Source organism: Streptomyces hazeniae (assembly GCF_031845485.1).
GTDB lineage: Bacteria > Actinomycetota > Actinomycetes > Streptomycetales > Streptomycetaceae > Streptomyces > Streptomyces hazeniae.
In genome coordinates, this window is sequence record NZ_JAVREQ010000132.1 from 1 (window position 1) to 477 (window position 477).

Annotated in this window: 1 protein-coding gene; it reads right to left on the reverse strand. The window is 63.1% G+C overall.

Annotated elements, in window-relative coordinates:
* Positions 1–406, reverse strand: a 406-nt coding sequence (locus RM572_RS28955; protein ID WP_311676330.1) for an oxygenase MpaB family protein, incomplete at its 3' end; no start/stop codon positions are given.
* Positions 407–477 lie beyond the last annotated feature (71 nt).

The window sequence follows — 477 nt, forward strand, 5'->3', positions numbered from 1 at the left end:
TGATGGTGTGGTGCATGGCGCGCACGGTCTTGGCCACCCGTTCGGCGGTCTCGGTGTTGCCGTAGGCGGTGCCGATGAAGAACGCGATGGAGTGGCCCAGCCGGACGGCTGCGCCCTGCGGGTCGATGACCGGAATGGCGGTGCCGTTCTCGTCGCGCTTGACCAGCCGCGAATGGTGCATGCCCATCCAATAGATCGACGGATCGAGGCGTTCGATGAAGGCCGCGCACTGCAGGCCGAAGATCAGTGCCTCGGTGTGGGAGTGGACATGCCAGACAGCACTGCCCGGACCGAACCATCCCGGATCGCCCGCCGGCCCGGCGAACTCCATGCCGCGGAAGTAGTGCTGACGAATGTCCTTGTCGAACTTCCGCTGCAGCATCTGCTCGAGCACCTGGTGCGGCATGTCCACCTTGAACCCCCTTCTGGTTACGTCTGTAGCCAGAATACATTTTGGGTACGGGTGTGACCAGATCT